The organism is Streptomyces sp. NPDC002838 (assembly GCF_040295365.1).
Lineage (GTDB): Bacteria > Actinomycetota > Actinomycetes > Streptomycetales > Streptomycetaceae > Streptomyces.
The window spans coordinates 73,210-98,878 of sequence record NZ_JBEOVF010000039.1; the positions used below are offsets into that span (position 1 = coordinate 73,210).

General features: G+C 71.0%; 26 protein-coding genes and 1 riboswitch. Of the genes, 14 read left to right on the forward strand and 12 right to left on the reverse strand.

What is annotated here, in order from left to right:
- Positions 1 to 90: 90 nt before the first annotated feature.
- A complete protein-coding gene (locus ABT063_RS36900) occupies positions 91 to 1,119 on the forward strand; it encodes a 6-phosphofructokinase (protein ID WP_351064671.1) in 1,029 nt (342 codons plus the stop codon).
- A 62-nt stretch (positions 1,120 to 1,181) separates the two neighbouring features.
- On the forward strand, positions 1,182 to 2,177 hold the full coding sequence (locus tag ABT063_RS36905; protein WP_351064673.1) for a 2-hydroxyacid dehydrogenase: 996 nt from the start codon (positions 1,182 to 1,184) through the stop codon (positions 2,175 to 2,177).
- Here the strand turns inward: ABT063_RS36905 and ABT063_RS36910 are convergent.
- Positions 2,129 to 4,027, reverse strand: coding sequence for an anthranilate synthase family protein (locus tag ABT063_RS36910; RefSeq protein WP_351064674.1), 1,899 nt, complete (start codon positions 4,025 to 4,027; stop codon positions 2,129 to 2,131). The genes ABT063_RS36905 and ABT063_RS36910 overlap by 49 nt on opposite strands.
- Positions 4,028 to 4,130: 103 nt before the next feature.
- Positions 4,131 to 4,187 (reverse strand): trp operon leader peptide, encoded by a 57-nt coding sequence (locus ABT063_RS36915; RefSeq protein WP_143659305.1) that lies wholly within the window; start codon positions 4,185 to 4,187, stop codon positions 4,131 to 4,133.
- Between the two features lie 95 nt (positions 4,188 to 4,282).
- Here ABT063_RS36915 and ABT063_RS36920 point away from each other — a divergent pair, with 95 nt between their 5' ends.
- Positions 4,283 to 5,635: a class II 3-deoxy-7-phosphoheptulonate synthase gene (locus ABT063_RS36920; protein ID WP_351064676.1), complete on the forward strand. Its 1,353-nt coding sequence runs from the start codon at positions 4,283 to 4,285 to the stop codon at positions 5,633 to 5,635.
- Positions 5,636 to 5,784: 149 nt separating this feature from the next.
- Entirely contained in the window at positions 5,785 to 6,036 is a 252-nt protein-coding gene (locus ABT063_RS36925) for a (2Fe-2S)-binding protein (protein ID WP_351064678.1), read from the forward strand.
- On the opposite strand, the gene bfr is transcribed toward ABT063_RS36925, so the two are convergent.
- A complete protein-coding gene (bfr, locus tag ABT063_RS36930; protein ID WP_351064680.1) occupies positions 6,033 to 6,512 on the reverse strand; it encodes a bacterioferritin in 480 nt (159 codons plus the stop codon). The genes ABT063_RS36925 and bfr overlap by 4 nt on opposite strands.
- A gap of 175 nt (positions 6,513 to 6,687) precedes the next feature.
- On the opposite strand from bfr, the gene ABT063_RS36935 reads away from it, so the two are divergent.
- The gene (locus tag ABT063_RS36935) at positions 6,688 to 7,320 is read left to right on the forward strand and encodes a sulfite oxidase-like oxidoreductase (RefSeq protein WP_351064681.1); all 633 of its coding nucleotides are present in this window, start codon (positions 6,688 to 6,690) and stop codon (positions 7,318 to 7,320) included.
- A gap of 6 nt (positions 7,321 to 7,326) precedes the next feature.
- On the opposite strand, the gene ABT063_RS36940 is transcribed toward ABT063_RS36935, so the two are convergent.
- The 5 genes from ABT063_RS36940 to thiO form a co-directional block, all read right to left on the reverse strand.
- A complete protein-coding gene (locus tag ABT063_RS36940) occupies positions 7,327 to 8,226 on the reverse strand; it encodes a deoxyribonuclease IV (protein ID WP_351064683.1) in 900 nt (299 codons plus the stop codon).
- Between the two features lie 34 nt (positions 8,227 to 8,260).
- Positions 8,261 to 10,234: a Stk1 family PASTA domain-containing Ser/Thr kinase gene (gene pknB, locus ABT063_RS36945; protein WP_351064685.1), complete on the reverse strand. Its 1,974-nt coding sequence runs from the start codon at positions 10,232 to 10,234 to the stop codon at positions 8,261 to 8,263.
- Between the two features lie 135 nt (positions 10,235 to 10,369).
- A complete protein-coding gene (locus tag ABT063_RS36950; RefSeq protein ID WP_351064686.1) occupies positions 10,370 to 11,164 on the reverse strand; it encodes a thiazole synthase in 795 nt (264 codons plus the stop codon).
- 3 nt (positions 11,165 to 11,167) lie between these two features.
- On the reverse strand, positions 11,168 to 11,368 hold the full coding sequence (gene thiS / locus ABT063_RS36955; RefSeq protein ID WP_351064687.1) for a sulfur carrier protein ThiS: 201 nt from the start codon (positions 11,366 to 11,368) through the stop codon (positions 11,168 to 11,170).
- Positions 11,365 to 12,528, reverse strand: coding sequence for a glycine oxidase ThiO (thiO, locus tag ABT063_RS36960; RefSeq protein ID WP_351064689.1), 1,164 nt, complete (start codon positions 12,526 to 12,528; stop codon positions 11,365 to 11,367). The genes thiS and thiO overlap by 4 nt, the downstream gene beginning before the upstream one ends.
- A riboswitch (TPP riboswitch) is annotated at positions 12,526 to 12,637 on the reverse strand. It overlaps the preceding gene by 3 nt.
- A 51-nt stretch (positions 12,638 to 12,688) precedes the next feature.
- Here thiO and ABT063_RS36965 point away from each other — a divergent pair.
- The 6 genes from ABT063_RS36965 (at position 12,689) to ABT063_RS36990 (ending at position 17,704) form a co-directional block, all read left to right on the forward strand.
- Positions 12,689 to 13,039, forward strand: a complete 351-nt coding sequence (locus ABT063_RS36965; RefSeq protein ID WP_351064690.1) for an avidin-fold protein — start codon at positions 12,689 to 12,691, stop codon at positions 13,037 to 13,039.
- A gap of 32 nt (positions 13,040 to 13,071) precedes the next feature.
- Entirely contained in the window at positions 13,072 to 14,313 is a 1,242-nt protein-coding gene (locus ABT063_RS36970) for an NAD(P)/FAD-dependent oxidoreductase (RefSeq protein ID WP_351064692.1), read from the forward strand.
- Positions 14,314 to 14,399: 86 nt separating this feature from the next.
- A complete protein-coding gene (locus tag ABT063_RS36975) occupies positions 14,400 to 14,765 on the forward strand; it encodes an Rv2175c family DNA-binding protein (RefSeq protein ID WP_124442957.1) in 366 nt (121 codons plus the stop codon).
- A gap of 232 nt (positions 14,766 to 14,997) precedes the next feature.
- Positions 14,998 to 15,651 carry a thiamine phosphate synthase gene (gene thiE / locus ABT063_RS36980; RefSeq protein WP_351064694.1) on the forward strand — a complete coding sequence of 218 codons (654 nt, stop codon included), beginning with the start codon at positions 14,998 to 15,000 and terminating at the stop codon, positions 15,649 to 15,651.
- Between the two features lie 110 nt (positions 15,652 to 15,761).
- Positions 15,762 to 16,685, forward strand: a complete 924-nt coding sequence (gene metF, locus ABT063_RS36985; protein WP_351064696.1) for a methylenetetrahydrofolate reductase [NAD(P)H] — start codon at positions 15,762 to 15,764, stop codon at positions 16,683 to 16,685.
- A gap of 56 nt (positions 16,686 to 16,741) precedes the next feature.
- The gene (locus ABT063_RS36990; protein WP_351064697.1) at positions 16,742 to 17,704 is read left to right on the forward strand and encodes an SCO2102 family sporulation regulator; all 963 of its coding nucleotides are present in this window, start codon (positions 16,742 to 16,744) and stop codon (positions 17,702 to 17,704) included.
- Positions 17,705 to 17,728: 24 nt separating this feature from the next.
- Here ABT063_RS36990 and ABT063_RS36995 read toward each other — a convergent pair whose 3' ends face one another.
- The 4 genes from ABT063_RS36995 to ABT063_RS37010 all read right to left on the reverse strand — a co-directional run bounded on the left by ABT063_RS36995 (position 17,729) and on the right by ABT063_RS37010 (position 23,198).
- Positions 17,729 to 19,240 carry a phytoene desaturase family protein gene (locus tag ABT063_RS36995; RefSeq protein WP_351064699.1) on the reverse strand — a complete coding sequence of 504 codons (1,512 nt, stop codon included), beginning with the start codon at positions 19,238 to 19,240 and terminating at the stop codon, positions 17,729 to 17,731.
- A gap of 487 nt (positions 19,241 to 19,727) precedes the next feature.
- On the reverse strand, positions 19,728 to 20,357 hold the full coding sequence (locus tag ABT063_RS37000) for a TetR/AcrR family transcriptional regulator (RefSeq protein ID WP_351064700.1): 630 nt from the start codon (positions 20,355 to 20,357) through the stop codon (positions 19,728 to 19,730).
- 44 nt (positions 20,358 to 20,401) lie between these two features.
- Positions 20,402 to 22,486, reverse strand: coding sequence for a YhgE/Pip family protein (locus tag ABT063_RS37005; protein WP_351064702.1), 2,085 nt, complete (start codon positions 22,484 to 22,486; stop codon positions 20,402 to 20,404).
- Positions 22,458 to 23,198, reverse strand: coding sequence for an ATP-binding cassette domain-containing protein (locus ABT063_RS37010; RefSeq protein ID WP_351064703.1), 741 nt, complete (start codon positions 23,196 to 23,198; stop codon positions 22,458 to 22,460). The genes ABT063_RS37005 and ABT063_RS37010 overlap by 29 nt, the downstream gene beginning before the upstream one ends.
- Positions 23,199 to 23,389: 191 nt before the next feature.
- Here ABT063_RS37010 and ABT063_RS37015 point away from each other — a divergent pair, with 191 nt between their 5' ends.
- The 3 genes from ABT063_RS37015 (at position 23,390) to ABT063_RS37025 (ending at position 25,562) form a co-directional block, all read left to right on the forward strand.
- Positions 23,390 to 23,956 (forward strand): SAV_6107 family HEPN domain-containing protein, encoded by a 567-nt coding sequence (locus ABT063_RS37015; protein WP_351064704.1) that lies wholly within the window; start codon positions 23,390 to 23,392, stop codon positions 23,954 to 23,956.
- Between the two features lie 162 nt (positions 23,957 to 24,118).
- Positions 24,119 to 24,889 carry a methyltransferase gene (locus tag ABT063_RS37020; RefSeq protein WP_351064706.1) on the forward strand — a complete coding sequence of 257 codons (771 nt, stop codon included), beginning with the start codon at positions 24,119 to 24,121 and terminating at the stop codon, positions 24,887 to 24,889.
- 277 nt (positions 24,890 to 25,166) lie between these two features.
- On the forward strand, positions 25,167 to 25,562 hold the full coding sequence (locus ABT063_RS37025; protein WP_095756175.1) for an SCO2097 family morphological protein: 396 nt from the start codon (positions 25,167 to 25,169) through the stop codon (positions 25,560 to 25,562).
- Positions 25,563 to 25,669: the final 107 nt, after the last annotated feature.

A 25,669-nucleotide genomic window follows, 5' to 3' on the forward strand; every position in this document is an offset into this window, starting at 1 on the left:
TAAGTGACCTGGGTCACCATTAGCGTGCCTTGTAACGGCATCCAGCGCTCAGCACACGGCATACGGCAACCGCGGCGAAGGGACATTTCCATGCGGGTCGGAGTACTGACCGGAGGCGGCGACTGCCCCGGGCTCAACGCCGTCATCCGGGGCATCGTCCGCAAGGGCGTACAGGAGTACGGCTACGAATTCGTCGGCTTCCGGGACGGCTGGCGAGGCCCCCTCGAAAACGACACGGTGCGCCTCGACATCCCCGCGGTGCGCGGCATCCTGCCCCGCGGCGGCACCATCCTCGGCTCCTCGCGCACCAATCCGCTTCTGCAGGAGAACGGCAGCCGGCGGATCAAGGAGAACCTCGCCAAACAGGAGGTCGAGGCGCTCATCACGATCGGCGGCGAGGACACCCTCGGCGTGGCCGCCCGCCTGTCCGACGATTACGGCGTGCCCTGCGTCGGCGTGCCGAAGACGATCGACAACGACCTGTCCGCCACCGACTACACCTTCGGCTTCGACACCGCGGTCGGCATCGCGACGGAGGCGATCGACCGCCTGCACACCACCGCCGAGTCCCATATGCGCGTCCTCGTCGTCGAGGTGATGGGCCGGCACGCCGGCTGGATCGCCCTCCACTCCGGTCTGGCCGGCGGGGCCAACGTCATCCTCATCCCCGAGCAGCGCTTCGACGTCGAGCAGGTGTGCGGCTGGGTGACCTCCCGCTTCAAGGCGTCGTACGCGCCCATCGTCGTCGTCGCGGAGGGCGCGATGCCCAAGGACGGCGACATGGTCCTCAAGGACGGGTCGCTGGACTCCTTCGGGCATGTCCGGCTGTCCGGGGTCGGTGAGTGGCTGGCCAAGGAGATCGAGCGGCGCACCGGCAAGGAGGCCCGTACGACGGTCCTCGGTCACGTCCAGCGCGGCGGCACGCCCAGCGCCTTCGACCGCTGGCTCGCCACCCGCTTCGGCCTGCACGCCATCGACTGCGTCCGCGACGGCGACTTCGGCACGATGGTCGCCCTGCGCGGCACGGACATCGTGCGCGTCCCGATCGCTCAGGCCACGGCCAAGCTGAAGACGGTGGATCCGAAGCTGTACAAGGAGGTCGGGGTGTTCTTCGGCTGAACCGGCACCCCTGGGGTATGGGCCGTATATTCGGCCCATACCACCTCGGGACGGGAGAAGTCGTGGAGATTCTCGCTTTCGGCGTTCAAGCGGACGAAAGGCCCCTGATCGAGAAGGCCTTCGAAGGCCACCACGACATCCGCTGCGTGGACGTCTTCCTCAACGAGGACACCGCCCCCATCGCGGCCGGCTACGAGGTGATCTCCACCAGCGTCAACGCCGACCTCGGCCCCCGCGTCCTGGAGGCCCTCGCGGCCGGCGGCACGCGGATGATCGCCCAGCGCTCCACCGGCTTCAACAACATCGACCTCGACGTCGCCGAGCGCCTCGGCATGACGGTCGCCCGGGTCTCGTACTACTCGCCGTACTCGGTCGCCGAGTTCGCCTGGACCCTCGCCATGGCCGTCAACCGCCGTGTCGTGCGGGCCTCCACCCGCACCCGCGACTTCGACTTCCGCCTCGACGGTCTGATGGGCCGTGACATGTACGGCCGCACCGCGGGCGTCCTCGGGACGGGCAAGATCGGCGAGGCGTTCGCCCGGATCGCCCACGGCTTCGGCATGCGGCTGTTCGGCTGGGACATCGCGGAAAACCCGGCCTGCATGGAACTCGGCATGCGGTACGTCCCCAAGGATCAGCTCCTCGCCGAGTCCGACCTGGTCACCCTGCACGTCCCGCTGATGCCGGAGACCAGGCACCTCATCGACGCGACCGCCCTCAAGACGATGAGGGACGACGCGATCCTGGTGAACTCCAGCCGCGGCGGCCTGATCGACACCGCGGCCCTCGTCACCGAACTGCGCGCGGGCCGCTTCTCGGGCGTCGGCCTCGACGTGTACGAGGCGGAAGCCGGGCTGTTCTTCCTCGACAAGTCCCTGCAGGCCGTCGAGGACGACACCCTGGCCCGCCTCGTCACCTTCCCGAACGTCCTGGTCACGTCCCACCAGGCGTACTACACCGAGGACGCCGTCGGCCAGATCGTCGACACCACGGTGAAGAACGTCCTCGACTACACGACCGGCCGCCGCTCCGAGAACGTGCTGGTGCCGCGCAGCTGACCCACCAACTCCCCTACGATCACCGCGCCGTTCAACGTGAGCACGGACTCCGGATGGAACTGCACGCCGGCAAATCCCTGCCCGCGCAAGGCATGGACCTCACCCGAAGCGTTCCGGCTCACCTCCACGCCGTGCGCGGCCAGCTCCCGCGCCGCCTCGTCGTCGCAGCTCGCCACGAAACTGTTGTAGAACCCGACGGTCTCGTCTCGTCCGAACAGGTCGATCTCCGTCTGCGCGCCCTGGTACGGCACTTCCTTCCGTACGATCTCCAGCCCCAGCTCGGCCGCGATCAGCTCGTGGCCGAGGCAGACGCCCAGCACGCCGTGCCGGTTCTCCCGGATCACCTCGGCGGTGAGGGCGCGCAGGAACCGCATCTTGGGATCGGCCGTGTCGGAGGGGTCGCCCGGGCCCGGGCCGAGCACGATCGGCCCCTCGTGCGCGAGCACCGTCTCCCGCAGCCCCGGCTCGTCGTACCGGCGAACGGTCACCTCGATGCCGCTCGACCGCAGCACGTGCGCGAGCATCGCCGTGAAGGTGTCCTCCCCGTCGACGACCAGGGCGTGCCCGGTCAGCTCCGCGCCCTTTTTGGCGGGCTCCTGCATCCGCAGCCAGAACGGCGCCAGTGAGGCCCGGCGCCCGTCCAGCGCGGCGCGCACCCGGGGGTCGTCGGTCAGACGGGGGCGCCCGGGTTCCTCACGGGGCCGGGACGGCCGTACGCCCAAGGCCGCCAGCACCCCCGCTGCCTTGGCGTGCGTCTCCGCGACCTCGCCCGCCGGATCCGAGCCGCGCACGAGCGTGGCGCCGACCGGCACCCGCAGCCGCCCGTCGGCGTCGATGTCGGCGGTACGGATGAGGATGGGGGAGTCGAGGGTCTGGGCACCGCCGGAGTCGTGCCCCAGAAGCGCCAGGGCGCCCGCGTAGTACCCCCGCCCGCCGACCTCGTGCCGCTCGATGACCCGGCAGGCGTTCTGCACGGGCGAGCCGGTGACGGTCGCCGCGAACATGGTCTCCTTCAGCACCTCCCGCGCGTCCAGCGAGGACTTCCCGCGCAGTTCGTACTCGGTGTGCGCGAGGTGCGCCATCTCCTTCAGCCGGGGCCCGACCACGACCCCGCCCATGTCGCCGACCGTGCACATCATCTTGAGCTCCTCGTCGACGACCATCGACAGCTCCTCGATCTCCTTGCCGTCGGCGAGGAAGTCGAGCAGGTGCTCCGGCGTCGGCCCTTCGGCCGGATATCGGTACGTCCCGCTGATCGGGTTCATGACGACCGTGCCGCCGGACATCCGCACGTGCGCCTCGGGGCTGGCGCCGACCAGGGTCCGATCGCCGGTGTGCACGACGAACGTCCAGTACGCGCCCCGCTCGCCTTCGAGGAGCCGCCGGAACAGCGCCAGCGCGTCCGTGCGTCCGAACCCCGGGATCTCTCCCTCGTACGTCCGCCGGATGACGAAGTTCGCGCCCTCGCCCGCCCCGATCTCCTCCCGCAGCACGCGCCCGACGATCTCCGCGTACTCCTCGTCGGCCACGTCGAAACCGCCGCCCTCGACCCGTACGTCGTGCGCGGGCAGCTGGGCGAGGGCCTCGGCGAGCGGGATCGCGTAGGTCTCCTCGGGCGTCAGCACCGCGAGCGGGGTCCCGTCGTCGCGGACGTCGAAGCCGCGCTCCCGGATCTGCCGGAAGGGAACCAGCGCCAGGCCCTCGTCGGGGAGGTCGGCGAGGCGGTCGTAGGTGGTGACGGGGCCGACCAGGAGCTCGACCGTGTCGCTCTTCTCGGCGGCACGGCCCGGGGTGCGGCGGCGGAGCAGGGCGAACGGGCGCGGGTCGTGCGGCAGGTCCGGCAGGTTCATGGGTCCGTGATCCTTCTCGATCTCGTCGACGGAGAGGGAACGACCCCGGACACACCGAAGGCCGCCCCTCGGGCGGCCTTCGCGAAGTCTTGCGTACGCGCAGTCAGTGGGCCGCCGGATGAGCGGTCCACCACCAGTTCTGGGTCGCAAGCGCGTACATGCGACGAACCTTACCCCATCTCACCCACGGGCCTCCGTGTCTCACCAGGCGAGCGGGAGGAAAATCGATGGACACGACCCCGTAATGTTTACGGGGTGACCGTGAACGCTAAGACCAGCGCGAGCGCTGGCAACACCTGGCGAGACCTGCCCGCGGCGCAGCAGCCCGAGTACCCCGACACCGAGGCTCTGCGCGCAGTGATCGCGGACCTCGAGTCGTATCCGCCGCTCGTCTTCGCGGGCGAGTGCGACCAGCTGCGCGCCCGGATGGCGGCCGTTGCCAAGGGAGAGGCGTTCCTCCTCCAGGGCGGCGACTGCGCCGAGGCCTTCGACGCGGTGTCCGCCGACCACATCCGCAACAAGCTCAAGACCCTGCTCCAGATGGGCGCCGTGCTGACGTACGCCGCGTCGGTGCCGGTGGTGAAGGTGGGCCGGATCGCGGGGCAGTACTCCAAGCCGCGCTCCAAGCCGACCGAGACCCGCGACGGGGTGACGCTGCCGACCTACCGGGGCGACTCCGTCAACGGCTTCGACTTCACCGAGGCCGCGCGTGTGCCGGACCCGGAGCGGCTGAAGCGGATGTACCACGCCTCGGCCTCGACGCTGAACCTTGTGCGCGCCTTCACCACCGGCGGCTACGCCGACCTGCGTCAGGTGCACGCCTGGAACCAGGACTTCGTGAAGTCGTCCCCGTCCGGGCAGCGCTACGAGCAGCTGGCGCGCGAAATCGACAACGCGCTGAACTTCATGCACGCCTGCGGGGCGGACCCGGAGGAGTTCAAGACCGTCGAGTTCTACTCCTCGCACGAGGCGCTGCTGCTGGACTACGAGTCGGCGCTGACCCGGGTCGACTCGCGGACCGGGCAGCTGTACGACGTCTCGGCGCACATGGTGTGGGTCGGTGAGCGCACCCGGCAGCTGGACCACGCGCACATCGAGTTCGCCTCGCGGATCCGCAATCCGATCGGCATCAAGCTGGGCCCGACGACGACGGCCGAGGACGCGCTGCAGTACATCGAGCGCCTGGACCCGGACCGTGAGCCGGGCCGGCTGACCTTCATCGTCCGCATGGGCGCGGACAAGGTCCGTGACAAGCTGCCCGAGCTGGTGGAGAAGGTCACCGCCTCGGGTGCGACGGTGGCGTGGGTGACCGACCCGATGCACGGCAACACCTTCGAGGCGGCCTCCGGGCACAAGACCCGCCGCTTCGACGACGTGCTGGACGAGGTCAAGGGCTTCTTCGAGGTCCACAAGGGCCTGGGCACGCATCCGGGCGGCATCCATGTGGAGCTGACCGGCGACGACGTCACCGAGTGCGTGGGCGGCGGCGACGAGATCTTCGTCGACGACCTGCACCAGCGCTACGAGACGGCCTGCGACCCGCGGCTGAACCGCAGCCAGTCCCTCGACCTGGCGTTCCTCGTCGCGGAGATGTACAGGGACCAGTAGCCGGATCGCCTGTTACAGGGGCATGAAGTGGGGCGTGGATCACATACGATCCACGCCCCGCACCACTTTTAAGGCGCTTGTGAGCCGGGTAAGGTTAGGTTTGCCTCACCGATCAAGCGGGACGGCATCCATATCGATCCCGGTCGGAGGTGAACCGCGTGTACGTCTGCAACTGCTTCGGGGTGACCGAGGCGCAGGTGAAGAAGCACGCGGAGGACGGTGCCTGCACCCCCCGCCAGATAGCCTCGGCCTGCAAGGCGGGGACGGACTGCGGCTCATGCGTACGGCGGATCCAGGCGCTCCTGGGCAGGGGCTCCTGCTCGCGCCACGAGCCGTCCGACCAGGGCCGGCCGATGGTCTCCGGCCTGGAAACCGTCGAAGCCCTCGAAGAAGCGGCCTAACTCTCCGGCTGCTCGACCAGCTGGGCGATGTAGAGCGCCTCGCCGAGCTTCTCCACCAGCTCCAGCTGGGTGTCGAGGTAGTCGATGTGGTGCTCCTCGTCCGCGAGGATCGACTCGAAGATGTTCGCGGACGTGACGTCGCCCTTCTCGCGCATCAGCTTGATGCCGCGCCGGAGCCGGTCGATCGCCTCGACCTCGATCTGCCGGTCGGCCTCGAACATCTCCCGGACCGTCTGTCCCACCCGGACGTGGAAGAGGCGCTGATAGTTCGGCAGTCCCTCCAGGAAGAGGATCCGGTCGGTGAGCACTTCCGCGTGCTTCATCTCGTCGAACGATTCGTGCCGCGTGTACTTCGCGAGCTTGGTCCAGCCGAAGTTCTCCTGCATCTTCGCGTGCAGGAAGTACTGGTTGATCGCGGTCAGCTCGGCGGTCAGCTGCTCGTTGAGGAATTCGATGACCTCGGGGTCGCCCTGCATCGCAGAGGCTCCTTCCGCACGGGGGAACTGGCTGGTTGCGCCGCATGATTGCACTGGCCGACAAAGATCGTCCAGTAAGTCTTCACTTAGTAAGTAAGTGCAGGCTTAGTCCAAATTGCCCTTTTTGGGTTGGGGTCGGTCATGTGCACCGCCCCGGGTCTGTCAGGATGGAGTCATGGGTCAGCCGGTGGAACGCGAATCGGGAGCAGCAGCACACTCCGAGCTTCCGCCGGGGCAGCGAGTGCAGCGCGGCTGGCCGGTCACGCACTACGGTCCGGTCCCCAAATTCCGCCCCGAGCGCTGGGAGTTCCGGGTCTTCGGCGCCACCGCGGACGGCGAGAAGCACTGCTGGAACCACGAGGAGTTCACCACCCTGCCGTACACCACGGTGGTGAGCGATCTGCACTGTGTCACGAAGTTCAGCATGCTCGGCGCGGAGTGGGGCGGCATTCCCGCTCGTACGATCCTCGACATCGCGCCGCCCGCGCCCGCTGTCACCCATGTGATGGTGTGGGCGGAGTACGGATTCAGCTCGAACCTCCGCCTGTCCGACTTCGCCGCCGAGCGCACGATCTTCGCCACCCACAAGGACGGCGAACTGCTGACCGCGGAACACGGCTTCCCGCTCCGCCTCGTCGTGCCCCACCTCTACGCCTGGAAGGGCCCCAAGTGGGTGCGCGGCGTCGAGTACATGACCGCCGACCGCCGCGGCTTCTGGGAGGAACGCGGCTACCACAACATCGGCGATCCGTGGAAGGAACAGCGGTACTCGTACCAGGAGGAGCCGGGGGACGGGCCGGAAATCTGAGGTTCCTCAGCCGTCCCTGAGCTTCTTCAGGCGCTCCACGTCCGCCGCGTGCCCTTCCTTGCCGCCCGGCGTCTCGATGATCAGCGGTACGCCCTCGGTCGCGGGGTGGGTCATCAGCGCACGGAACGGGTCCTCGCCGATGTGCCCGGCGCCGATGTTCTCGTGGCGGTCCTTGTGGGCGCCGACCACGTCCTTGGAGTCGTTGGCGTGGATCAGCTTCAGCCGGCCCGCGCCGACCGTGTCCACCAGCAGGTCGAGCGTCTGGTGCATGCCGCTCGGCCCGGTCAGGTCGTGGCCGGCCGCGAAGATGTGGCAGGTGTCCAGGCACACGCCCAGCTTCGGATGGGCGTCCAGCGCCTCGAAGTACGGCCCGAAGTCCCAGGTCCGTGAGCAGAGAGAAGCGCCCTGTCCGGCGGTCGACTCGAGGAGCAGGTACGGGTCGTCGTCGTGGGTGAGCTCGTCGAGCAGCGGCAGCATGTGCTCCCGTACCTGCTTCAGCGCCACCGACCGGTCCCGGCCGCCGGTCGCGCTGCCGGTGTGTACCACCACGCCCAGTGCCCCGATCTCCCGCCCGCGCCGCAGCGAGTGCCGCAGCGACTCCACCGACTTCTCGACGGTCGCCTCGGTGTGCGAGCCGAAGTTGATCAGATATGGGGCATGGACGTACGCCGGGATCGACTCGGCCGCGCAGGTCGCGCGGAACTCCTCGTCCTGCCGCGGGTTGCCGGCCGGCGTGGCCCAGCCGCGCGGGTTGGCGACGAAGACCTGCACGGTCTCGGCCTTGAGGTCATGGGCGTAGGTGAGGCCGACGGAGTGGAGACCGCCGGCCACGGGGATGTGACCGCCGACGGGGTTGCGGGAGGGGCCGGGGGTGGCGGGGGCGGTGCGGGACTGCTGACTCTTCACCCGTTCAGGGTGTCATGCGGCTCGCCCCACCCGGTCAGCGGATGGTGATCTTGATCGTCGATCCCTCGGGCGCCGTCTCCCCGCCTTCCACGGACTGGCTCTTGACGGTGTCGCCGAACAGCCCGAGCAGCCCGCGGTCCTCGTCGACCTGGAAGCCGGCTCCCTCCAGCTTCTGCTTGGCCTCGTCGACGCTGTCGCCGACCACGTCCGGGACCTCGATCATCTCGGGGCCCTTGGAGAGCGTCAGCGTCACCGTGTCGCCCGCGGCCACCTGCCTGCCGCTGTCCGGCGTCTGCCGGGCGACCTGGCCCTTGTCGAACTCCGAGGAGGTGACCTCTTCGGCGGCGACCTTCACCTTCAGGCCCGCTTCCTCCAACTCGGCCCGCGCGTCGGCCAGGTCCGCGCCGGTGACGTCCGGGACGTCCACCGGGCGGCCCTTGCTGACGCTGAGCGCGATCGCCGAGCCGGCGCGGCGCTCGATGCCGCCGGCCGGTTCCGAGGAGATCACGAAGCCCTTGGGAACGTCTTCGCTGAACGCCCGGGTGACCATGCCCGGCTCCAGCCCGCTCTGCTTCAGCACGGCCCTGGCCTTGTCCAGCCGGTAGCCCGCCAGGTCCGGGACCTTCACCGTCTCGGGACCGTCGGAGATGGTGAGCGTCACGGGGTCGTTGTCCCGGATCCGGGTGCCCGGCTTCGGGTCCGTGCTGATCACCGTGCCGCGCTTGACGGTGTCGCTGTAGGCGTGCTTGACCTTGCCGACGTCCAGTCCGGCCTCCTCCAGCCGGTCCCGGGCCTGTGCCTCGGTCTTCGCCAGCAGCGGCGGGACCTGGGTGAACTGCCCGGAGTTGATGTACCAGACGCCCGCGCCGAGGCCGAGGGCCAGCAGCACGGCGGCGACGATCGTGACGAGCCGGCGCCGGGGCCGGTCCGTACGGCGCGGCGGCAGGGGCGGAGGAGTCGCCAGCCGGCTCGTGCGGTGGACCCCGGACTCGGCCGGGCCCTCGTCCTCGCTCACCGGCAGCAGGCGCGATGGGGGTCCCCCCGCGCGAGCGAAGCCGAGCGTGGGGGAGGTCAGCGAGCGCGGGATCACGCTCGTACGGTCGTCGGCGTTGTCGTGCCCCGCGGAGATCGCCTGCGGCGGCACCGCGTCCAGCTGGTCCGCGCTGAGCGCGGCGCGGGCGTCCCGTGCCTGGGCGAGCAGCGCGACCGCGTCGTGCGGGCGGATGCCGGGCGTACGGGCGGTCGCAGACGCGACCAGCTCGTCCAGCTCGTACGGCAGACCGGGCACGACGGCCGAGGGCGGCGGGACGTCCTCGTGCAGGTGCTTGTAGAGCACCACGGCGGCGGAGTCCGCGTCGTGCGGCTTCTCGCCGGTCAGCATCTCGTAGAAGACGACACCGCACGCGTACACGTCGACGCGGGGGTCGACGGTGCCCTGCTGCTCGATCTGCTCGGGCGCGAGGTACGAGACGGTGCCGAGGACGTTCCCGGTGGTGCTGGTGACGGTGTCCACGGACCGCACCAGCCCGAAATCGGCGACCTTGACCCGGCCGTCGTCCCCTATCAGGACGTTCTCCGGCTTCATGTCCCGGTGCACGAACCCGGCGCGGTGCGCGGCGCCGAGCGCGGCCAGGACCGGCTCCAGGATGTCCAGGGCGGCGCGCGGCTGCAGCGCCCCGCGCTCGCGCAGCACGTCGCGCAGGGTGCACCCGGCGACGTACTCCATGGCGAGATAGACGTACGAGCCGTCGGTGCCCTGGTCGAAGACCTGCACGACATTCGGGTGGGCCAGCCGGGCCACCGACTTCGCCTCCCGGATGAACCGCTCGACGAAGGTCCCGTCGGCCGCGAGTGTCGGGTGCATCACCTTGAGCGCGAGCACGCGGTCCAGACGGGTGTCCAGGGCCCGGTAGACCGTGGCCATCCCGCCGACCGCGATCCGCGCGTCCACGCGGTAACGGCCGTCGAGCACCTGCCCGACGAGCGGGTCCTGAAGGGTCGTATCCACGCAGGTGAGTGTACGAGCCGCGACTGACACGACCGCGGTTTCGGCCAGGATCGGGGCGGGACTGAAGCGCACCTGTGACGCAACCCACAGGGCCGCAGCCGCCGACGCACGACCCCGCGGCCGCCGATGGCCGGGTCAGAACGCAGGACGCTCAGGATCCAGCGCAGCCACCCCCTCCACAGGAGACGACGCCTCCGCGAAGTGCCGCCGGGGGATCCGCCCCGCCAGCCGAGCCAGCCGCCCCGCCTCCACCGCGTGCCGCATGGCGTCGGCCATCAGCACCGGCTCCTGCGCCCGTGTCACCGCCGAGGCCAGCATCACCCCCGCACACCCCAGCTCCATCGCCAACGCGGCGTCCGACGCCGTACCGGCGCCCGCATCGAGAATCACCGGCACGCGCGCGTGCTCCACGATCAGCTGGAAGTTGTGCGGGTTCCTGATGCCCAGCCCGGACCCGATCGGCGACCCCAGCGGCATGATCGCCGCGCACCCGACGTCCTCCAGCTTCCGCGCGAGCACAGGGTCGTCGTTCGTGTACGGCAGCACTGTGAACCCGTCGTCCACCAGCGTCTCCGCGGCGTCCAGCAGCTCGATCGGGTCCGGCAGCAGCGTCCGCTCGTCGGCTATGACCTCCAGCTTGACCAGGTCCGTGCCGAGTGCCTCGCGCGCCAGCCGGGCCGTCAGCACGGCCTCACCGGCCGTGAAGCAGCCCGCCGTGTTCGGCAGCACCCGGATGCCGAGCCGCTCCAGCACCGACAGCACCGAGCCGTGCACGTCCGGATTGACCCGGCGCATCGCGACCGTCGTCAGTTCCGTGCCGGAGGCGACCAGCGCGCGCTCCAGCACCTCCAGGCTGGGTGCCCCGCCGGTGCCCATGATCAGGCGGGACGTGAAGGACGTACCGCCGAGGACAAAGGGATCGTCGGCCATGGGTCAGCCTCCTTGGACGGCGGTGAGGACTTCCACGCGGTCTCCCTCGGAGAGGGGCGTGGCGGGCCACTGCGCGCGCGGGACGACGGTTTCGTTGAGGGCGGCGGCCACGCCGGAGGGAGCCGTCGTGAGGGACTTCACCAGGGCATCCAGTGCCGTGCCGGGAGCGACCTCCCGCCGCTCGCCGTTGACCGAGATGTTCATGCGGGCTGCTCCGTGAGGGCGGTGCTGAAGCGCTTGGGTGTGAAGGGGCGAGCCTCGTCGGGGAGTTCGCCGGTGGTCAGGACGTGCGCCATGGCGTCGCCGGTGATCGGCGTGAGCAGCACACCGTTGCGGTAGTGCCCGGTGGCCAGCAGCAGCCCGTCCAGCTCGGTCGGACCGAGCAGCGGCGCGTTGTCGGGGGAGCCGGGGCGCAGACCGGCCCGCGTCTCCGTGAGCGGCAGCTCCGTGATGCCCGGCACCAGCTCGTGGGCGTCCCGCAGCAGCTCGTACACGCCTCCCGCGGTCACCGTGGTGTCCCAGCCCAGCTCCTCACTGGTCGCGCCGACCACCAGCTCACCGCTCTCGCGCGGCACCAGGTAGACCTGGCTGCCGCGCACCACGGCCCGCACGGTACGGCTCAGGAACGGCGCGTACCGCTCGGGCACGGTCAGCCGCAGCACCTGCCCCTTCACGGGCCGCACCGGCGGCAGTACGTCGTCCGGGACCCCCGCGAGCCGTCCGCTGAGGCTGCCCGCGGCGAGCACCACCTGCCCGGCGCCTAGGGCGACGCCCTCGCGCGTGACGACACCGGTCGCCCGCTCCCGTACGACCGACAGCCGCTCGGCCCACGAGCGGTGGAAGACCACGCCCGCCCGCTCGCAGGCGGCCACCAGCGCGCGGGCCACGCGCCGGGGGTCGATCTGGTGGTCGCCGTCGACCCGCAGCCCGCCACGCACGCCCGGCGCGAGCAGCGGCTCCAACCGGCGGCAGTCCCGTCCGCTCAGCCACTCCGACTCCAGGCCCGACTGCCGCTGCAGGGCGTGCAGTTCGCGCAGATGGGCACGGTCGTCGGCGTCCAGCGCGACCGCGAGTGTGCCGGACCGGCGATAGCCGAGGTCGTGGCCGGTGAGGTCGGTGAGCTCCGCCGCGAAGTCCGGGTAGCGTCGTGCCGACTCCAGGTTCAGGCCGAGCAGGGTCTGCTCGCCGTAGTGCAGTTCCGTGACGGCGGCCAGCATCCCGGCCGCCACCTGGGCGGCCCCGCCGCCCGGTTCCGGGTCCACGACGGCCGTGGCGAACCCGCGCTGCGCGGCCCGCCACGCCGTGACCAATCCGATGATCCCGCCCCCGATGACGAGGACGTCTGACGTACGCGTAGGCGACATGGGCGTCCAGCCCCTCCCTTCGCCGGCATGACCCGGATCAGGTTCGTACGGTCGGAGGCCGCCAGCCTCCCTCTCAGCCCGGTGCGTCCGGGCTCCCGCGAGTGCTTTACGTTGGCCACCCTAGCTCTTGGTTCGGCGCCTCTGTAAGGGAGCTTTTGTCATGGCCCGCTCGCTCGACGGCCTCGTCCTCGCCCCCGTCGCCGACCAGGCGCCTGGTCAGGTGGGTACCCGCACACGGTTCGCGTACCACGAGAAGGACGGTGAGATCTGGGCCGAGTACGCGGGCGGTGACGTCGTACGCGGGTACCTGGTGGGGACGAGGGACGGCGACCGGCTGGACTTCCGGTACGCGCAGCTCAAGCGGGACGGCGCCACGTCGTCGGGGCACTGTGTGTCGACGGTCGTGGAGCTGCCGGACGGTCGCGTGCGGCTGGAGGAGACGTGGGAGTGGGAGTCCCAGCAGGGCAGCGGGACCAGTGTTGTGGAGCAGGTCACCGAGCACGACCGCTGACTGACAAATCGTCAGTTGTCTATGGTGATCACGTGAGCGAGCAGACGCAGGAACGGGGTACCTCCATGCCACGGCGTGTCGTCGTCGTGGGCGCGGGCATGGCCGGGGTGCAGACCGCGGTCGCCCTGCGGGAACAGGGCTTCACCGGCACCGTGACGCTGATCGGCGCGGAGCCCCACCAGCCCTACGACCGGCCCCCGCTGTCGAAGGCCGTCCTGCTCGGCAAGGCCGAGGGCTCCGCCTTCGACGTCGACTTCGAGGCGCTCGACCTCGAACTCCAGCTGGGGCGCGAGGCGCTCGGCGTGCGCCCCGCCGACCATGAGCTGGACACCGAGGCCGGGCCTGTCCCGTACGACGTCCTGGTCCTCGCCACCGGTGCCGAACCGATCCGGCTGCCGGGCGCGGAGGGCGTCCCCGGTGTGCATCTGCTGCGCACCCTCGACGACGCCGAGCGGCTGCGCCCGGTGCTGGCCCGGCAGCACGACATCGTGGTCGTCGGCGCGGGCTGGATCGGCGCGGAGTTCGCCACGGCGGCCCGCGAGGCGGGCTGCGCGGTGACGGTCGTCGAGGCCGCCGACCGGCCGCTGGCGGGGGCGCTGCCCGCCGAGGTGGCCGCGCCGATGGCCGCCTGGTACGCGGACGCGGGGGCCGCTTTGCGCACCCACGCGCGCGTGGAGCGCGTCGAGCCCGGAGCCGTGCTCCTTGACGACGGCTCGCGGCTGCCCGCGGACGCCGTCGTCGTCGGCATCGGCGCCCGCCCCGCCACAGCCTGGCTGGCCGGCTCCGGCATCGACCTCGGGGCGCACGGCGAGGTCGTCGCCGACGACCATCTGCGTACCTCCGTGCCGGATGTCTACGCGGTCGGCGACTGTGCCTCCTTCCCCTCGGGACGGTACGGCGAGCGTCTGATGGTCCACCACTGGGACAACGCCCTCCAGGGCCCGCGCACCGTGGCCGCGAACATCATCGGTGAGGCCGTCGGTGAGGCGCCGGCGGTCTACGACCCGGTGCCGTACTTCTGGTCCGAGCAGTTCGGCCGCTTCGTCCAGCACGCCGGCCACCACACGTCCGACGACACGATCCTGTGGCGCGGCGACCCGGCCGGGCCGGCCTGGACGGTGTGCTGGCTGCGGGAGAATCGTCTGGTCGCCTTGCTGGCCGTGGGCCGGCCCCGGGACCTGGCGCAGGGGCGGCGGCTGATCGAGGCGGGCACACCGGTGGATCCGCGGCTGCTGGCGGATCCGGCGCGGCCGTTGAAGGCGGCGAAGGCATAGATCCGGTCACCCGTGTCGGCGGTCTGTTGCCCCAGGTCGGACCGGTCTGACTTCCGACTGTCAGTCCGGGATGGCACGCTTGTCCCGTGACCGAGATTGACGCAAAAATCGATGCTCTCGTCCCCGCCTGGCTCACCCTCCCCGACATCGCCGAAAAGCTCGGCGTCGAGGTGACGCGTGTGCGGCAGCTGGTCAAGGACGGCCAGCTCATCGCCGTACGCCGTGGTGAGAACCGCGCGCTGCACGTCCCCGCCGCCTTCATCGACGGAGACAAGGTCGTCAAGGGTCTGTCCGGGACCCTGACGCTCCTGCGGGACGACGGCTTCACGGACGAAGAGATGCTCGAGTGGCTCTTCACCCCCGACCCGAGCCTGCCCGGCACCCCCGCGCAGGCCCTCGGTGAGAATCGCGGCACGGAGGTGAAGCGCCGCGCCCAGGCGCTCGCCGTCTGATCTGAGCACGCTGATCTGAACACCGTCCGGCGTACGGGCCGTGGCCCGCGAGAGTCACGGTCGTGGGGCAGTGCGGCCGGTGGGGAGCCACGCCCGTGGTTCCACCACAGTCCGCAGCGACCCACGCCCGTGGTCCGGCCCGCGCGAGCCACGCCCGTGGTTCACTACGGCCCGCAGCGGCCGACCGCACCGGCCCGCGGCCCGTACGCCATCGACAACGGGGGACACCCGCATGCCCGACACCGCCACCCGCGCCCGGCTCGCCGACGCCCGGCTCTACCTCTGCACCGACGCCCGCAAGCGCCAGGGCGACCTGCCCGAGTTCCTGGACGCGGTGCTGGCCGGCGGCGTCGACATCGTGCAGCTGCGCGACAAGGGCATGGAGGCGGCCGAGGAGCTGGAGCACCTGAAGGTCTTCGCCGACGCCTGCGCCCGGCACGGCAAGCTCCTCGCGGTCAACGACCGGGCGGACGTCGCCCACGCCGCGGGCTCCGATGTCCTGCACCTCGGCCAGGGCGACCTCCCGGTCCCCGCGGCCCGCGCGATCCTCGGGGACGACGTCCTCATAGGCCGCTCCACGCACGCCGAGCCGGAGGCCGCCGCGGCCGCCGTCCAGGAGGGCGTGGACTACTTCTGCACCGGCCCGTGCTGGCCGACCCCCACCAAGCCCGGCCGCCACGCCCCCGGCCTCGACCTCGTCCGGTACACCGCCGGCCTCGGCACCGACCGCCCCTGGTTCGCCATCGGCGGCATCGACCTGGGCACCCTCGACGAGGTGCTGGAGGCGGGCGCCCGCCGGGTCGTGGTCGTCCGGGCGATCACGGAGGCGGACGACCCGGGCGCGGCGGCGGCGGAGTTCGCCAAGCGGCTGCGGCAGGCGTTGTGACACCGTTTGTCCCACGCCCGTCTGTCCAAAGGGTGGACAGTAAATAGACAAATCCGGCAAAAATCCGTGATCCGGTTGGGGGACCGCCGCCCCCTGACTAACCTGCGGGTATGGCCCTCGGCACCGCATCCACCAGGACGGACCACGCCCGCACCGTGCGTGACATGCTCGCGACCGGCAAAGCGACGTACTCGTTCGAGTTCTACGCCCCGAAGACCCCGAAGGGCGAGCGGAACCTGTGGAACGCGCTGCGCCGGGTCGAGGCCGTGGCACCCGACTTCGTCTCCGTGACCTACGGCGCGGGCGGTTCCACCCGCGCGGGCACGGTCAAGGCGACCGAGGCGATCGCCTCCGACACCACGCTCACCCCCATCGCCCACCTCACGGCGGTCGACCATTCCGTGGCCGACCTGCGCAACATCATCGGTCAGTACGCCGACGCCGGGATCCGCAACATGCTCGCGCTGCGCGGCGACCCGCCCGGCGACCCGATGGGCGACTGGGTACCGCATCCCCGGGGCCTCACCTACGCCGCCGAACTCGTCGAACTCATCAAGAACTCAGGCGACTTCTGCGTGGGCGTAGCGGCCTTCCCCGCGATGCACCCGCGCTCGGACGACTGGGACACCGACGTCCGGCACTTCGTCGACAAGTGCCGTGCGGGCGCGGACTACGCGATCACGCAGATGTTCTTCCAGCCGGAGGACTACCTGCGGCTGCGCGACCGGGTCGCGGCGGCCGGCTGCGAGACGCCGATCATCCCCGAGGTCATGCCCATCGCCAGCGTGAAGACACTGGCCCGGGTCCCGTCGCTCACCAACGCCGCCTTCCCGCCCGCTCTGAAAGAGCGGATCCTCACAGCCAAAGACGATCCGGCGGCTGTACGCTCCATTGGCATCGAATTCGCCACCGAGTTCTGCGCGCGGCTGCTGGCCGAGGGAGTGCCCGGACTGCACTTCATCACGCTCAACAACTCCACGGCGACGCTGGAAATCTACGAAAACCTGGGCCTGCACCACCGACCGCAGGCCTAGACCGGCCGCACCGGTATACGACACACTGCGTAACGGCCACTGGGAGAGGGGCGTACATGGGCTGGACGGTCCTCTACATCGCGTTCGGCGTCGTCGCGCTGTGGCTGCTCGGTGAGGTGTTGCTGCAGTACAAGGCGCGCCTGCGCTGGCGCCTGCTCGCCTTCGTCGGCTTCCTCGGTGTCGTGCTCGGCGTGCTCATCCCCTCCGTGATCGTCATCGGACTGGGCGCCGCCGCCTTCGCGGTCGGCCAGACCTACGTCACGCTCTCCTTCCGTCGCGGCTTCGCGGCCGGCTGGGCGGTCAGCCGCCCGGGCGCCGACGGCTCCAAGCGGCGCCGTGGCAAGGCGGACCGGCAGGATCCGACCCTGGAGGTCACCGACCTCGAAGCGACCGCGGTCGGCTTCGGCGCTGACCCCAAGTACGGCCAGGACACCGGCGCCTACGGCCAGGACGACTACGACCGCGACGACGTGTTCACGCCCGCGCGCCCCGTAGAGCCGCCCACGGCCGCCGAGAGCTCCTCCGTGTACGAGCCGCAGCCCATGCCCGATGACACCGGCTCGTACGGCATATACGGCGACTCGGGGTACGCCACCGACTCCTCCTACCCGGCCCCGGGCCAGACCCAGGACCAGTACGCGACGGCCGCCGCCGACCAGTCGTACGCCTACGACGGCTACTCCGGCTACGACCAGCAGCAGTATGGCTACGACCCGGCCGGACAGCAGCAGTACGCCGCCTACTCCGACCCCTACATCGGCACCCAGGCCTACGGCGGTGCCTCGTACGACACCTCCTACGGCGGCCAGCAGCAGTACGGCCAGCAGGGCTACGGCCAGGACCAGTACGCCGCCGGGACGTATGGGGGCGAGACCCCGCCCGGCGGGGTGTGGGTACCGCAGCAGCGCAGCACCGACGACCCCTACGGCGGCGAACTCCCGCCGGAACAGCAGCAGTACGGTCAGCAGGGCTACGACCAGACCCAGGGCAACGGGTTCGACGAGCAGTACCGTTTCTGAGCGCCGCCGCTGGATCCAGGGCTCCTACTGAGAGCCTCTGAACTCCGGCCCCTCCAGGATCAGTCCGGCCACCAGCGCGCCCGACATGCCGGCGTGCGGGAGCCCGCCGCCGGGATGCGACCAGCCGCCGACGGTGAACAGGCCTGGTATCGCCGTGCTGTTGGACGGGTGCAGCAGGGTCCCTTCGGCCGAGGCCAGTGCGGGCGCGGGCACACCGCCGCCCTCGGCTCCGGTCTCCTCCCGCGTGTGCACAGGCGTACGCACCTCGCGCCACAGCGTCCGCTCGCGCAGCCCCGGTATCGCGCGCTCGGCGGCGGCCACCATGCGGTCCGCGAACGCCTCGGCGGCTCCGGCCGCGGTCCAGTCGTAGTGCGTCTGCGACGGCACCGTCGCCGTGAGCACCACGGACTCGTGGGCGTCGTCAGGGCGCAGCGCCGGGTCGTCCGGCCGGTCGATCCGGACGGTCGGGTGCTCGGGCGGCACGCCGCGCGCGAAGAGGTCCGGCTCGGCCTGCGGGTCAGCGCTGTGCACCACCGTGCGGTGTGTCGCGTCCGCCGCTCGTGGGCCGCGCAGCGCCAGGCAGACCACGACCCGGCCGGTCGCCGTGCCCTCGGGATGCGGTTCGACGGCGCCCGCGTCGTACAGCTCACCGCCCCGCGGCAGATCACTCAGCCGCCAGGGCCCGGTGCCGACGACCGTGTCCGCCTCCGCCACCCTCCTGTCCGCGAACTCCAGCCCCGCCGCCCGGCCGTCCTTCTCCAGGATCCCGGTGACCTCGGCGCCGAAGTGGAACTCGACCTTCCGGGCCACGCACCGCTCGTACACCGCGCGCGCCAACTCCCGCATCCCGCCGCGGACATACCAGGTGCCGAAGGCGTGCTCCAGATACGGCAGCACGGCGGCGCTCGCCGGGGCGACGCTCGGGTTCAGGCCGTATGCGAGCGCGTGGCTCTCCAGGAGCGCGGTGAGCCGGGGGTCGCGCAGCTCCCAGGCGCCGACCTCGGCGAGTGTGCCGGCCCGGCGGGTGCGCAGCAGCCGCTTGTGGGGGACCGCCGGATAGGGCTCGCGCTCGGCCAGCACCGACCAGTTCGGCCACAGGGGCTCCTCCAGGAGCGGTCGGCGCGTCCGGTCCCAGGCCTCGCGGGCCCGGACCAGGAAGTCGCCCCAGCGCTGCCCGGCACCCGACCCGAGCGCCTCGTCCAGGGCCGCGACGACGCCCGCACGCGAGGCATTCGGCAGCGACGCCTCGGTGCCGTCCGCGAAGACGTGCCGCGACGACGGGTCGACCTGGACCAGCTCGACGCAGTCCTCCAGCGGCTCCTTGCCGGTCTTGAGGAACAGGTCGCGGTAGACCGCGGGGAGGGGGAGGAGCCCGGGGCCGGTGTCGAAACGGAACCCGTCGCGCTCGAATCGGCGCACCGCACCGCCGTACGTCTCCGTGCGCTCGTACACCGCCACCCGGTGGCCCGCGACGGCCAGCCGGGCAGCGGCCGCCATCGCGCCCATCCCGGCGCCGATCACCGCAATCCGTGCCATGCCTGCGACTTTATCGGCCGCCACCGACAATCCGGCCGGGCGGTCGTGCGGACGCCCGGCCCTCGGCCGGGGGAGTACCGACACGGACGCGATCGTCACCAGTCGGTGGCACACCGTCCTGGGGCTGAGTGCATACGGCTGAGTATCCGTACCTAGTCGCTGAGTTGAGTACGCGCGCGGATGGGGGCCGACCTGCGTCAACGAGAGAGTGGAGACACGGAAAAGGGGCGCGGCTCCGGCACCGGCGACACGGGGCGCCGGAACGGAGCGGCCCCCGGCTCCGCTCCTTCCGCCGGCCGATGTCGGCGGGAGCGAGGCACGGGGGAACCCGGAGATGACCGAACGGGGCCCAACGGGGGAAACGGGGGAACGGGGGAAACGGGGGAGCAAGGGAAGCGCCGGTTCGAGGTGGCCCGCGGGGGACGCGGCCACACCGGACCGGCGCTTTCGCGTGCGGTCGGCTCAGCAGCCCGTGAAGCGGCCTTGCTCAGCCCCTCCCGCTCACCCGCCCCTGAAGCAGCCGGGACAGCGCCGCGTGCACGTCGTCCAGGGAACGCTCCGGCTGGAAGGCCTGCCAGTCCAGGGCGGCCACCAGGACCATGCCGACCAGCGCGGCCGCGGTCAGCGGGATGTCGATCTCCTCGCTGAACTCGCCGTTCTCCACGCCCTCGCGCAACACACCCTCGACGACCGCGACCGCCTCCTGCCGGACCACCATCAGCGTGGACTGCCAGGCCCGGTTGGTGCGCCACAGCTCGGCCACGTACAGCTGGGTGAAGGCCGGATAGCGCTCTATGAAGACCAGCCCCGCGCGGATCATCGCGTCCAGGGCGTCCACCTTGCTGCCGCCGCCCCGGGCGGTGCGGTCGGCCGCCTCCCGCAGGGAGGCGGTGAGGAGTCCCACTCCGTGCCGCAGCAGCTCCTCGAAGAGGACGGACTTGCTCGCGAAGTTGTAGTAGACCGTGCCCTTCGCGACTCCGGCCCGCTCGGCGATCTCGTCCACAGTGGTGGCCGAGAAGCCCTGCTCGGCGATGAGCGTGACGGCCGCCTCGTAGAGCTTCTGCCGGGTTGCCTCGCGGCGCGTGCTGACAGCCGGCGTGGTGCTGCTGCTTTCCATGGTCCTGATTGTCACAGGAATGGTCCCACCAGAAGTCACCGCACTCACAGGGTCAGCTCCGGGTGCAGCCGTTCGAGCGTCCACAGCTGACGGCGGCGGGCCGACACGGCGGTCAGCGCGAGGGCGCCCGCGGTGAACATCGTCAGCACCACGCACGCCTGCCACACCGGTCCGAGGCCGCCGCCGGTGATGAGCCTCCTCAGGGCCTCGACGACGTAACTCATGGGCAGGAAGGGGTGGATCGCGTTGAAGAAGCCCGGGCTGGTCTGCACGGGGTAGGTGCCGCCCGCGGACGTCAACTGCAGCATCAGCAGGGCGAGTACGAGAATCCGGCCCGCCGCTCCGAAGCGCGCGTTCAGCCACTGCACGATCGCCGCGAAACACGCGGTCACCAGGAACAGGAAGCCCACCGTTCCGGCCGCCCGGGCCATCTCCAGGCCGACCGCCCAGTGCAGCACCGCCATCAGGGCGACGGTTTGCAGTACGCCGATCGCCACCACCGGCAGCCAGCCCGCCAGCGCGATCCGCCACGCCGAGGCACCCGCGGCGAGGGCACGCCGGTTCATCGGCGCGATCAGCATGTACGCCACCATCGCGCCCACCCACAGGGACAGCGGGATGAAGTACGGGGCGAAACCGGTGCCGTAGTTGGGCGCCTTGTGCAGGTCCTTCGAGGCGAGCTGAACGGGATCCGCCATGACGTCGGTGCGCCGGTCGCGGTCCTTCTTGTCGTAGTCGGGGATCTGCTCGGCACCGTCGTGCAGCCCGTCGGAGAGCTTCCCGGAGCCGTCCACGAGCTTGTACATGCCGCCGTTCAGGTCCTCGGCGCCCGTCTTGAGCGCGCCGACGCCCTCGTCCAGGTCGCTCGCGCCGGTCTCGGCCGTACCGAGCCCCGTGTGCAGCTGCTTCGCGCCCGCGGCGACCTTCCCGGCGCCCTCGTTCAGCTTGTTGATCTTCGATACGGCCTCGTCGAGGTCCTCGGAGAGGTGCGGCGCCCGGTCGGCGAGCGCCTGGGCCTGCTCCTGGAGGGTGCCGAGGTGGCCGTCGAGCTTCTCCAGGTCGCCGTCCTGGTCGGCGACAAGGATGTTGACGTCGTCGGCGACCTTCGCCACGTCTGCGGCTGCCTGCCCGGCCTTCTTCAGGTCGCCACAGGCGGCGTCCGGCAGGACGGGATCCTCGCAGCGCGCCTTGTAGACCCCGTCCAGCGTGTCGGAGGCCGTGTGGGCCTCCTTGGCGGCGGTCGGGGCCGTCTTCACCAGGGTGTCGAGGTTGTGGCGGATCGCACCGGCTGAGTCGGCGACGAGCCGGGCGGTGTCACCGATGGCCTTCTCGTTGTCCTTCAGGAAGGGGCCCACCCCGTCCGCGATCCCGTTGATCTTGTCGGCGAGGGTCTGGGTGCCCTCCGCGACCCGCTGCGAGCCGTCCGCCAGGTCGCCCGCGCCCTTGTCGAGGTTCGTCAGGCCCTTGGAGAGCTTGCCGCTGCCCTTCTTGGCGTCTTTCAGGCCGTCTGCGAGGTCCTTCGATCCCTTCTCCGCCTTCCCGATGCCTCCTTCGAGGTCGTCGGCCCCCTTCGCCGCCTTGACCGTCTCGCTGTGGATGTCGGAGAACGAGATGAAGATCCGGTCCAGGAAGGACCGTGACGCCTTCGTGGAAGCGGCCGTCCGCACCTCGCTGAAGACCGTCCGCGAGATCTGTCCGACGATGTAGTTGTTCGCGTCGTTCGTACGCACCTGGAGCGCACCCGTCTCCGGTGAGTCGCCCGAGCTGGAGGCGATCCGCCGGCTGAGGTCCGCGGGCATGGTCAGCGACAGGTAGTACGTGCCGTCCTCCACGCCCGCGCGTGCCTCGTCGGCGCTCACCTCGTGCCAGTCGAACGTCCTGCTGTCGCGCAGCCCGTCCGTGATGTCGTCGCCCGCCGTGATCCTCTTCCCGTCGGCGGTCGCGCCCTTGTCGTCGTTCACCAGGGCCACGGGGATGCGGTCGAGGCGCCCGTACGGATCCCAGAACGACCACAGGTACAGGGCGCCGTACAGCAGCGGCAGCACCAGCAGCGCGACCAGGGCGGCGCGCGGCAGCTTCCCCCTGCCGAAGCGGCGCAACTCAAGCGCGGCCAGTTTCGGCGAGCGCATCGGCCTTCTCCTCCTGGCTCTCACGGGGCCGCTGCGTGCAGACCCTTACGGTGTCCTCGGGTGCCTCGCTGCACACCGCCAGGACCGTCGTCCCGGCCTGGGCGAGCGACCTGAGCAGCGCCCAGACTTCGGCGCGTTCGCCGTCGGACAGCTTCAGGTCGGTGTCGTCGACTCCGAGCAGACGAGGGCGTCCGATCAGCGCCAGGGCGATCGACAGCCGCAGCGCCTCCGGCCGTTCCAGGTCGCGTACGGCGGTCCGCGAACCCTTGGGCAGGGCCTCCCGGTCGAGACCGGCGGCGGCCGGCGCGGTGCCGATCCGCAGCCTCGCCTCGGTGAGACGCTCGGCCCGCGGCCGCAGCAGCCCGCGCACGGAGTCGCCGAACCGCCGCTGGAGCAGCGCCCGTTCCCACAGGTGCTCCCCGACGGTCAGTGCCGGGTCGAGATCGGTGACCCCGGCGACATTGGCCAGGGCGCTGACGCGCCGCACCGCCGCCAGTTGCTTCGGCAGCCGCGCCCCGCCCACGGTCGCCGTCCCCTCGGTGGCCTTCATCCGCCCGGTGAGCGCGAGCAGCAGGCACGTACGGCCGGACCCGGACGGCCCCTCGACCGCGATCACTGAACCGGGTTCCGCATCGAGGTCGATCCCGCGGAACGCCCAGCCACGCGGCCCCTCGAGCCCGAAGCCCTCGGCGGTGATGCCGACTCCGGCCACAGCTCCCCCTGAATCTCTCGACTCCTTCGACTCCTTGAGAGTCGAACTTTTTGAACTGACTGGTCAGTGCAAAAACTATCCCGAACGGGCGATCGAAGCAAAAGCCCAGGTCAGAGCGGATTGTCAGTGCCATACCTCACGATGGACACATACGGCCACAGTGCCGTCACACAGACGACAGGAGGTTCGTCATGGCCAGCTACCACGCAGCCGCCGCCCGCCGGCGCCGCGCCACCGGCCCTGCCCCCTCACTGAACGGCCCGGCGAGCGATGTGCACCCCGTGCTGCGCCGGGCCACGGCGCCGCCCGCAGCCCTCGACCTGCTCGCCCAGGCCCGCGCCGGACTGGACGAGGCCGCGACCCTGGAGACGCCGAACGAGCGCTATGCGACGGCCCACCTCGCCGCCCTGCGCACCGCCGCCGCCGTACTCGCCGCGCGAGGGCGTCCGGAGACCAGCCCCCGACGCCGTGCCCGCATCCGGAGCGCCTGGGAAGTGCTCCCCGAAATCGCGCCCGAACTCGCCGAGTGGAGCGCGCTGTTCGCCGCCGGAGCCCGGCGCCGTGCCCGGGCCGAGGCGGGCATCCAGGGCGCGGCCAGCCGCCGGGACGCCGACGATCTGATACGCGACGTGGCGATGTTCCTGCGCCTCGTCGAGCGCATGCTGGTGCTCCAGCCCGTCCTGCCGCAACCACGCCAGGACGCCGACAGGCCGGAGGACCGCGACAGCACCGACCGCGACTTCCCGGACGCGGGATGACGGGCCCTGTGCCCGGGGCACGACACCGCGGTGACCAGGTGCGGCACCGGAGGCCATAGGGTGGAAGGCGCCTGAAGCCTTCCCTTCCCGTACCCGGGACGGGGAGGCACCCCGTTCGCTCCGCCGCGCAGCAGGCGGTGCCGTGCCGAGGAGTCAACAACCGTGTCGGACCCGATGCGCCCCCGCGCCTCTCTCCGTACCGCCGTGGTCTGGGAGGTCCTCCAGGACGCCCTCGACCGCCGGGTGAAGGCCACGGGGCGTCAGGCGCTGGACGTCCTCGACACCGGGGGCGGCAGCGGCAACTTCGCGGTGCCCGTCGCCCGCCTCGGCCACCGCGTCACCGTCGTCGACCCGAGCCCGAACGCGCTGTTCGCGCTGGAGCGCCGCGCCGCCGAGGCCGACGTCGCCGACCGGGTGCAGGGCGTCCAGGGCGACGCCCACGGACTCTTCGACGTGGTCGAGCGCGGCGGCTACGACGTGGTGCTGTGCCACGGCGTCCTGGAGTACGTGGACGACCCCGCCGAGGGCGTGCGCAACGTGGTCGCCGCCCTGCGCCCCGAGGGCGTGCTCAGCCTGCTCGCCGCCGGCCTGGGCGGTGCCGTGCTCGCGCGGGCCCTCGCGGGCCACTTCAAGGAGGCCAAGCAGGCCCTCGACGATCCGAACGGCCGCTGGGGCACCGGCGACCCCGTGCCGCACCGCTTCACCGCCCAGCAGCTCACCGAGCTGGTCGAGGGAGCGGGCCTCGAGGTCGGCGCCGTGCACGGCGTGCGGGTCTTCGCCGACCTCGTCCCCGGTGTGCTCGTGGACACCGAGCCCGGAGCCCTGGAAGCGCTGCTGAAGCTGGAGGAGGCGGCGGCCGAGCTCCCCGCCTTCCATTCCGTGGCCACACAGCTTCATGTGCTCGGCGAGACCCGGGGGGCCGCCGAGGGCTGAGCGGCCTCTCCTCCTGCGTCGCTGATCAGGGACTGGGGTGCACATGGAGTACGCCACAGGCCCCCCGATCGAGCGCTCCGCGCCGTATGATCGAGGGAGACCGCCCGGCATGACGGGTCGGCTCCTGGGGAATGGAAGCTTCAGTGGGCCGGAACGTCCATGGCGGAATCCGGTTGGCCAATTGGCGTAGAGGGGCGGGTTTCACGGGGGCGATTCCCTGCCTATCCTTAAGGGACCCCCCGAGTCGCCCCGGCGACTGCACGATGAGGAGGACTCCGTGCCGCTCTCGGAGCACGAGCAGCGAATGCTCGAGCAGATGGAGCGAGCGCTGTACGCCGAAGATCCCAAGTTCGCGACAGCGCTTGAGGGAAGCGGGCTGCGCACGTATACCCGGCGACGGGTCTACCAGGCGGTCGCGGGCTTCCTCGTGGGTATCGCGCTCCTCATGGCCGGTATGGTCGCCAAGCAGGTGTGGCTCAGCGTGGTCGGCTTCCTGGTCATGCTCGGCTGTGCGGTACTCGCCGTAACGGGTTGGCGCAAGGCCCCCAAGCCCGGCGAACAACCCTCCGGTGGTCCGCAGGCAGCTCGCGGCCAGGGACGGCAGCGGCGCTCCATGATGGACCGGATCGAGCAGCGCTGGCAGCGTCGGCGCGACGAACAACAGGGCCATTAGCTCGACCAACAGCTCTCGCATCAGCGTGAGGGGGTGACCACCCGGCCGCCGTCCTCGCCACCGACGCGGCCGTGCCGATGCTCCACGAGCGTGTGATCCAGGGCGAC